6 protein-coding genes and 1 pseudogene are annotated in these 7,175 nt (G+C 67.1%); all 7 read right to left on the reverse strand.

The window, feature by feature from the left end:
* Positions 1 to 52 precede the first annotated feature (52 nt).
* On the reverse strand, positions 53 to 1,819 hold the full coding sequence (locus tag ACFWF3_RS18055) for an oleate hydratase (protein ID WP_379314539.1): 1,767 nt from the start codon (positions 1,817 to 1,819) through the stop codon (positions 53 to 55).
* Between the two features lie 36 nt (positions 1,820 to 1,855).
* Positions 1,856 to 2,716, reverse strand: coding sequence for a 3-hydroxyacyl-CoA dehydrogenase (locus tag ACFWF3_RS18060; protein ID WP_379314540.1), 861 nt, complete (start codon positions 2,714 to 2,716; stop codon positions 1,856 to 1,858).
* Positions 2,717 to 2,890: 174 nt separating this feature from the next.
* The gene (locus ACFWF3_RS18065; RefSeq protein ID WP_379314541.1) at positions 2,891 to 3,871 is read right to left on the reverse strand and encodes a glycine betaine ABC transporter substrate-binding protein; all 981 of its coding nucleotides are present in this window, start codon (positions 3,869 to 3,871) and stop codon (positions 2,891 to 2,893) included.
* Entirely contained in the window at positions 3,868 to 4,641 is a 774-nt protein-coding gene (locus ACFWF3_RS18070) for an ABC transporter permease (RefSeq protein ID WP_379314543.1), read from the reverse strand. Before ACFWF3_RS18070 ends, ACFWF3_RS18065 begins: the two co-directional genes overlap by 4 nt.
* A 247-nt stretch (positions 4,642 to 4,888) precedes the next feature.
* Positions 4,889 to 6,058 carry an ABC transporter ATP-binding protein gene (locus ACFWF3_RS18075; RefSeq protein WP_379314542.1) on the reverse strand — a complete coding sequence of 390 codons (1,170 nt, stop codon included), beginning with the start codon at positions 6,056 to 6,058 and terminating at the stop codon, positions 4,889 to 4,891.
* Positions 6,051 to 6,701: an ABC transporter permease gene (locus ACFWF3_RS18080; RefSeq protein WP_378628265.1), complete on the reverse strand. Its 651-nt coding sequence runs from the start codon at positions 6,699 to 6,701 to the stop codon at positions 6,051 to 6,053. Before ACFWF3_RS18080 ends, ACFWF3_RS18075 begins: the two co-directional genes overlap by 8 nt.
* A gap of 205 nt (positions 6,702 to 6,906) precedes the next feature.
* A pseudogene (locus ACFWF3_RS18085) lies at positions 6,907 to 7,175 on the reverse strand (hypothetical protein); the annotation flags it as partial.

Consider the following 7,175-nt stretch of genomic DNA (forward strand, 5'->3'; position numbering starts at 1 on the left):
CCCACGACAATCGGGGCCCGATCCGTCCGGATCGGGCCCCGATCGTTGTTTCCTAGTCCTCGCCGATGAGGCCGAATTCGCGCAGCAGCGGCCCGATCTCGGTGTCGTCGAGTTTCTTCAGCAGTCGATTGCGGACGAACTCAGGTCCGGGCAGGCTCATCTCCTCGCCGTCGCGCAACTTGCTGGTCGCCGCGAGCAGCGACCGGATGTCGTAGGTGGAGCCGAAGACCTCCGGCACTCCCCGCTCGACACCGAGCAGCGTGTAGGCCGCTTCCATACCGGTGCGCACCGAGTACTCGGTGGTGAAGATGCAGTCGCGGGTGGTCTCCGCGAACTGGCCGATGAAGGCGAAGTTCACCGCGCCCGCGGGCACCACGTCGGGGCGGTCACCGGCCTGGCGCGGCATGAAGAACGCGGTGACATACGGCATCATCACCGGGACGCACGTCGCGGCGTCCGCGGCCATCTCCGGGATCTCGGCTTCGGGAACACCCAGGTGGTACAGCCATTCCTGGGTGATCTCCGCGCCCGTACAGTCCTGCATCGACTTCTTCACGAAATCGCCGGGCCGATCGACGAACAGCGCGTACACCCACACCACGATCCGGTCGGCGGGCTGCTGCTTGAAGTGCGGCTGCCGGTTCACCGTCCAGCTCATCAGCCAGGACGAGTCCTTCGCCGTCACGATGCCGCCGGTGACCACTTTGCCGCTGAACGGGTCTCGCTTGCAGATCTTCTGGATGTAGCGGGGAATGCGCTCGTCGAGGGTGGTGACCGTGGCCGACTCCCATTTGGTCTCCGGGATGTGGCCGCCGAAGACCTCCGGATGGCCGAACGCGGGGTCCTTGGCGGCGATGCGCCGCCACAGATCCCAGGCCGGGGCAGGTCCCTCGTCGAGCTGGGCGGGAGTGTGCTGATCGCCCTCGTTCGAGTTCTCGGTGAGCGAGCCGATGGTGACGAACAGCAGGTCGTCCGCGGTCAGGTCGACCCCGCCCTCGACGCCCTCGGACACCCAGTGCAGCCGGGTGGCCTGCTTGCGTGGCCCGCTGATGTCGAAGTCGACGTCGGTGACCTCGGTGTCGAAGCGGAATCGCACACCCTGGTCGAGCAGCCACCGGTACAGCGGCAGCACCAGCGACTCGTACTGGTTGTATTTGGTGAACTTCAACGCGGAGAAGTCGGGCAGGCCGCCGATGTGGTGGATGAACCGGTGCAGGTACAGCTTCATCTCCAGCGCGCTGTGCCATTCCTCGAACGCGAACATGGTGCGCCAGTACAGCCAGAAGTTGCTGGCCAGGAAGTCCGGGCCGAACACCTCGTCGATGCGCTTGTTCTCCATCTGCTCGCGGGTGGCGAGGAACACCTTCACGATGTCCTTCTGCGCGCGATCGGTGAGAGTGAACAAGCCGTCGGTGTGCGCGTCCTGGCCCCGTTTCACGGTGGCCCGCTGCAGGGAGAAGTTCGGGTCGTCCTTGTTGAGCCAGTAGAACTCGTCGAGCACGCTGGCGCCCTCGATCTCCATCGACGGCACCGAACGATAGAGGTCCCACAGGCATTCGAAGTGGTTCTCCATCTCGCGCCCGCCACGAATGACGAACCCCTTCTTCGGTTCCCTGATGCCGTCGAGCGCGCCGCCGGGCAGAGCCAGCCGCTCCAGCACGGTGATCTTGTCGGCTGCCAGCTGCCCGTCCCTGATGAGGAACGCCGCGCCGGAGAGCGAGGCCAGCCCGGCACCGACGAACCAGGCCGATTTGGCGTCCACCCCTTCGGGTTTGCGCGGCCGGGCGAACGCTTCGTAATTGCCACTGCTGTAGTACATCCGTCTCCTCTGTCCGTTCCGGAAAGTCGAGCGGGACTATGCGCTGTAGCGGTAGAACCCCTCTCCGGTGGCGGCACCGAGCTTGCCCTTGTCGATGTAGTTCTCCTTGAGCCAGGCCGCGAGCTTCTTGTGGGCGGCGCTGCCGTTGATCAGGATGTTGTACGGAGTGGTCAGGCCGACGATGTCGAGGATCTGGAACGGGCCCATGGGTGCGCCGGTGGCGATGCGCCAGGTCTCGTCGACCGCGGCGGGCTCGGCGTATCCGCCCGCGGCGAGCTCGATTCCGGAATTCAGGAACGGCACCAGCAGCGAGTTGAGGACGTAACCCGCCTTCTCCTTGTGCAATTCGATCGGCACCATGCCGATCGCTTTCGCGAACTCCACCACGGCCGCGAACACCGCCGGATCGGTCTGCTCGGTGCCCATCACCTCGGCGGTGTTGAACTTCCAGACGTGGTTGGCGAAGTGCAGCGCCAGGAACCGATCGGGGCGCCCGGTGTAGTCGACGATGTCGCTGGGCAGCAGGGTCGAGGAATTCGTCGCGAACACGGTGCGTTCGGGCGCGAGCGCACCGAGCTTGCCGTACAGGTCGCGCTTGATCTCGAGTACCTCCGGCACCGCCTCGATGATGAGGTCCGCCTCGGCCGCCGCGGTGGCCAGATCGGTGGTCAGGGTGATGCGCGCCGCGGTCGCCGCGGTGTTGCTCGCATCGGCGCCTGCCACGTCCTGCTGATACACCGCGGCGAGTCCATCGAATCGGGTGCGTGCGGCGGTGAGCGCCGCGTCGTCGATGTCGTAGGGGGTGACGTCGAACCCGTGGAAGGCGGTCTGGAAGGCGATCTGGGATCCGAGCACCCCCGTCCCGAGGACTGTCACCTTGCGGAATTCGATGGTCATGCGTCAGCCTCCCAGTCTGGACGCGGGCACCCCCACCGCTGCGCGTCCTGGTTTCCGGTGTCTCTACCGCCGTCCATCATGGACCGAGAAGCTGAGGCGTTGGTGTGAGCGACCCACGCGTTCCGGACATCTCGGGCAGATACTGGTAACAGTTCGGCAAACCGGCACGGTGGGTCAGCCGGCGGTGACGAGGCCCTCGGCGACCATCCAGTCGCGGGCGACATCGGCGGGTTCGCGACCGTCGATGTCGACCTGACGGTTGAGTTCGGTGATCACCTCGTTGGTGAGGCGGGCGGAGATCGGTGCCATCACCTGCACGACCTCGGGGTGCGCGTCGGCGAAATCGCGGTGCATGACCAGCGACGCGTTGTACTTCGGGAAGAAGGCCTTGTCGTCTTCGAGGAGCACCAGTTCGAGCGCGGGGATGCGGCCGTCGGTGGCGGCGACCGAGCCGAAGCGGCACTGCTTCGCGTCGGCGGTGGCCTGGTAGACGAGCGCGTCCTGGACGATCTGGCGCTGGGCCTTGCCCGGGTCGATCCCGTAGGCGGCAGCCAGACCGGGATAGCCGTCCGGGCGGACGTTGAACTCGGTGCCGACGCAGGTGGCCGCCGCAGCGGGATCTTTCGCGAGGAGTTTCGCGTAGTCCGACAGCGTGCGCACGCCGGTTTCCTCGGCGGTGCCCTTGCTCGTGACCAGGGCGTAGGTGTTGTTCATCGGCGCCATCGCCGCCCAGACCATGTTGTGTTCGGCCAGGTCGGCGTCGCGGACCGCGTCGAACTGCGCCGCCTCGGTGGGGATCGGCTTCTCCTTGCCGAGGTAGTTGATCCAGCCGGTGCCGGTGTAGTCGTAGGCGATGTCGATCTGGCCGTTCAGTTGCGCGTCGCGCAAGCTGTTGGAGCCTTGGATATTGGTCAGGTCACGCACATTCGCGCCCGCGGCCGTCAAGGCGAATTCGATCATGTAGCCGAGGATGTTGGCCTCGGTGAAGTCCTTGGAGCCCACCGTCACCGCGACACCGTCGAGTTCCGGCACCGGCTCGATACTGCCCGGTCCCACGGGCAGCGGCACCGAACCGCCCGACTGCAGACCGCAACTCGCGAGCACCACGACGCTCAGCACCGGGGCCAGTCCGCGCAACAATCCGGTGAATCTCACCACAACCCCCTCGGACCGAGAAACTGTTCGGCCAGCGCGCCCAGCCAGTCGACGAACAGCGCCAGCGCGACGGCGAGCACCGCGCCGAGCGTCAGAGTCACGGTGTCGCGCAGTTTGTAACCGGTGTCGATGAGAATGCCGAGTCCACCCGCACTCACCATGAACGACAGGGTGGCGGTGCCGACGGCCAGCACCAACGAAGTCCGCAGGCCGGCCAGGATGTAGGGCACCGCGAGTGGGAACTCGATGCGGCGCAACACGAGTCCCGCCGACATGCCCTGTCCCCGGCCCGCGTCTATCAGGGCGGGGTCGACCTCCTGGTAGCCCAGGATCGTATTGCGCAGCACCGGCAGCAGCGAGCAGAACGCGATCGGCGCGACACCCACCCAGAACCCGGTGGTGCGGGTGACCAGGTAGCACAGCACGATCAGGCCGATCGCCGGCGCCGATGCCCCGATGTTGGCGATGCCGACGAAAATCGGGGCCAGACGGCGGAATCGGTGCCTGGTGAGCAGTGTCCCGAGCGGCACGGCCAGCACCACGACGATGAGCACGACCGCCGCCGTGATCAAGATGTGCTGCCAGGTCACCTGGGCGACATTGCTCACGCTGATGCTGGCCTGCTGGGTGACCGTGAGGTCGCGCCGGAAGGCCCAGACCAGCACCCCGACGGTGAGGATCAGCACGATCACCGGCTGAGCCAGCAGTCGGAGGTATTCCGCGCGCCGCTGGGTGGCGGGGGCAGCGGTCGCGGCGGGGACGTCGGCGATCGAACGTGCAGAGGTGGCAACAGAATTCGTCACGATATCGATCTCCTCACCCGGTCCGATTCGACCAGTGACCGTAGCGCTGACCACTGTGCTCCGACACCACGGACACCCGGGATCTGGTTGGTTCGGCTCGCCGACACCGAGCCAGCGAGAACCAGGCACACCCTGTGTGGACCACGATCATCCGCGGCGCAGCCTGCGGGCACCGCAGGTTCGTAGGAGGCCGGCCATTGATGCGATTCGGTCGTCATGCCGGCGCCGATTCGGTGGCGGCGAGGTGGTTGATGAGGGTGTCGACGGTGACTGTTCCGGCGTAGGTCCCGGTGTTGTCGACGACGACGGCGGAAGCGGTGCGTTCGGTGAGCAGCGCGGCCAGCGCGTCTTGCAGCGTGGCGTCGGCGGGGAGGGTGGCGCCGATCGGGGTGCCGAGGTCGCGCGGCGAATCCGCGTGGGCGAGTTCATCGGTCGTCACTCGCCGGAGCGGGCGGCGCTGGGCGTCGAGGACGATGCCCCAGGTGCGGTCCGCGTCCCGCAGGGCGGCGGTGAAGGCCGCGGGGGTGGTGTCGTCGGTGGCGGTGATGCCCTGGTCCAGGTCGAGGTCGGCGAGGACGGTGAGGCCGAGGCGGTCGATGGTGGCGGTCGCGCCGACGAACCCGGCGACCGTCTCGTCGGCGGGGGCCGCCAGGATCGCGGCGGGGGTGTCGTACTGCAGGATGCGGGAGCGGTCGCCGAGGACGGCGATACGATCGCCCAGCTTCACCGCTTCCCCGAAGTCGTGGGTGACGAAGACGATGGTCTTGCCGAGTTCGCTTTGCAGCCGGAGCAATTCGTCCTGCAGCAGCCCACGGGTGATCGGGTCGACCGCGCCGAACGGCTCGTCCATCAGCAGGACCGGCGGGTCGGCCGCCAGTGCCCTGGCCACACCGACGCGCTGCTGCTGTCCACCGGAGAGCTGGCGGGGGTAGCGGTTGCGGTAGGTGCCGGGGTCGAGGCCGACGAGGGTGAGCATCTCGTCGGTGCGCTCGGCGGTGCGGCGGCGGTCCCAGCCGAGCAGGCCGGGCACCGTGGCGATGTTCTTGGCGACGGTCATGTGCGGGAACAGTCCGGCCTGCTGGATCGAATAGCCGATGCCGCGGCGCAATTCGTCGGCGTCGATCGCGCCGGCGTCGCGGCCGCCGATGGTGACGGTGCCCGAGGTGGGTTCGATCAGCCGGTTGATCATGCGCATGGTGGTGGTCTTGCCGCAGCCGGACGGGCCGACCAGCACCACGATCTCCCCGGCCGGGATGGTCATGGAGACCTCCTCGACCGCGGGTTCGGGCTGCTCGGGATAGCGCTTGGTGACCCGGTCGAGGACGATCTCGACCCCGGAGACCGCGGAAGCACGTACCGCGTTGGTGGTTTCGATGTCAGTCACGAATTCCCCTCGGAATAGTGAGCCGTCCGAGCAGAACCAGGACGCCGTCGAGTGCGAGTGCGAGCACGACGATGAGGACGGTGCCGGTGAGTGCCTGCGGCACCGCGTTCGGGCTGCCGAGGCGGGAGAGTCCGGAGAAGATCACGTTGCCGAGGCCGGGCCCCTTCGCGTAGGCCGCCAGTGCCAGGATGCCCATGATCATCTGGGTGCTGACCCGCATTCCGGTGAGAATGGACGGCCATGCCAGCGGCAGTTCGATCTTGGTCAGCAGGCGCAACCGGTTCATCCCGACACCGCGCGCGGCATCGGTCACCGCCGGATCCACCGACGACAACCCGAGCACCGTGTTCCGCAGGATCGGCAACAGCGCGTAGAGCACCAGGGCCACGATCGTGGGCCCGACGCCGAGCCCGAGAAACGGAATCAGCAACCCGAGCAACGCGAACGAGGGCACCGTCAGAATCGCCCCCGCCATCGCGGTAGCGGCAGCTGACCCGAGCGGACTTCGATACACGAGTATCCCGAGTGCCACCGCGATCACGGTCGCCAGCACCAGCGACTGCACCACCGCCGACACATGCAGATAGGAATCGACCAGCAATTGCTCCCGCCGGTTCACCACGAACGACCACAACGCGTCCAGGGTCCACCTCCCCGTCGTTCGGCGGCCGCCTACGGCCCTGCTCCCCGGATTTCCCACCCCGAACCGGGTGAAACATCCCGTCCCCACATCCACATCGTCACCGACGCGGCGAATCAGCTTGCACTGAAACAGGTTTCGCCGAGCGTGATCATCTTACGCGCCGCGTACCGCCCTCGCGGCAGTTCGGCGCTTGTCTCCACGGACCTCACCGATCCGCCTGCGACAGTTCCGCTTTCACCACCGCGAAGGCCGTTGACGAGCTGTAGCCGCGGCGGGCGAGCATGTCGACCAGGCGTCGCGTCGCCTTGGTGCGGTCCAGATCGGCGGGCATGGAACGGAGTTTGCGCCGAACCAGGTCGATCGCGGCCTGTTCGTCGCCGGGAGCCGGGCGCGAGGGGCGGGCACTATCCGCTTCGTCCGTCTCACCGGCGGTTTCATCGGCGTCCGAAAAACCAGCACCGCGCGACAGCGAAC

This window comes from Nocardia sp. NPDC060220 (genome assembly GCF_042727815.1).
GTDB lineage: Bacteria > Actinomycetota > Actinomycetes > Mycobacteriales > Mycobacteriaceae > Nocardia.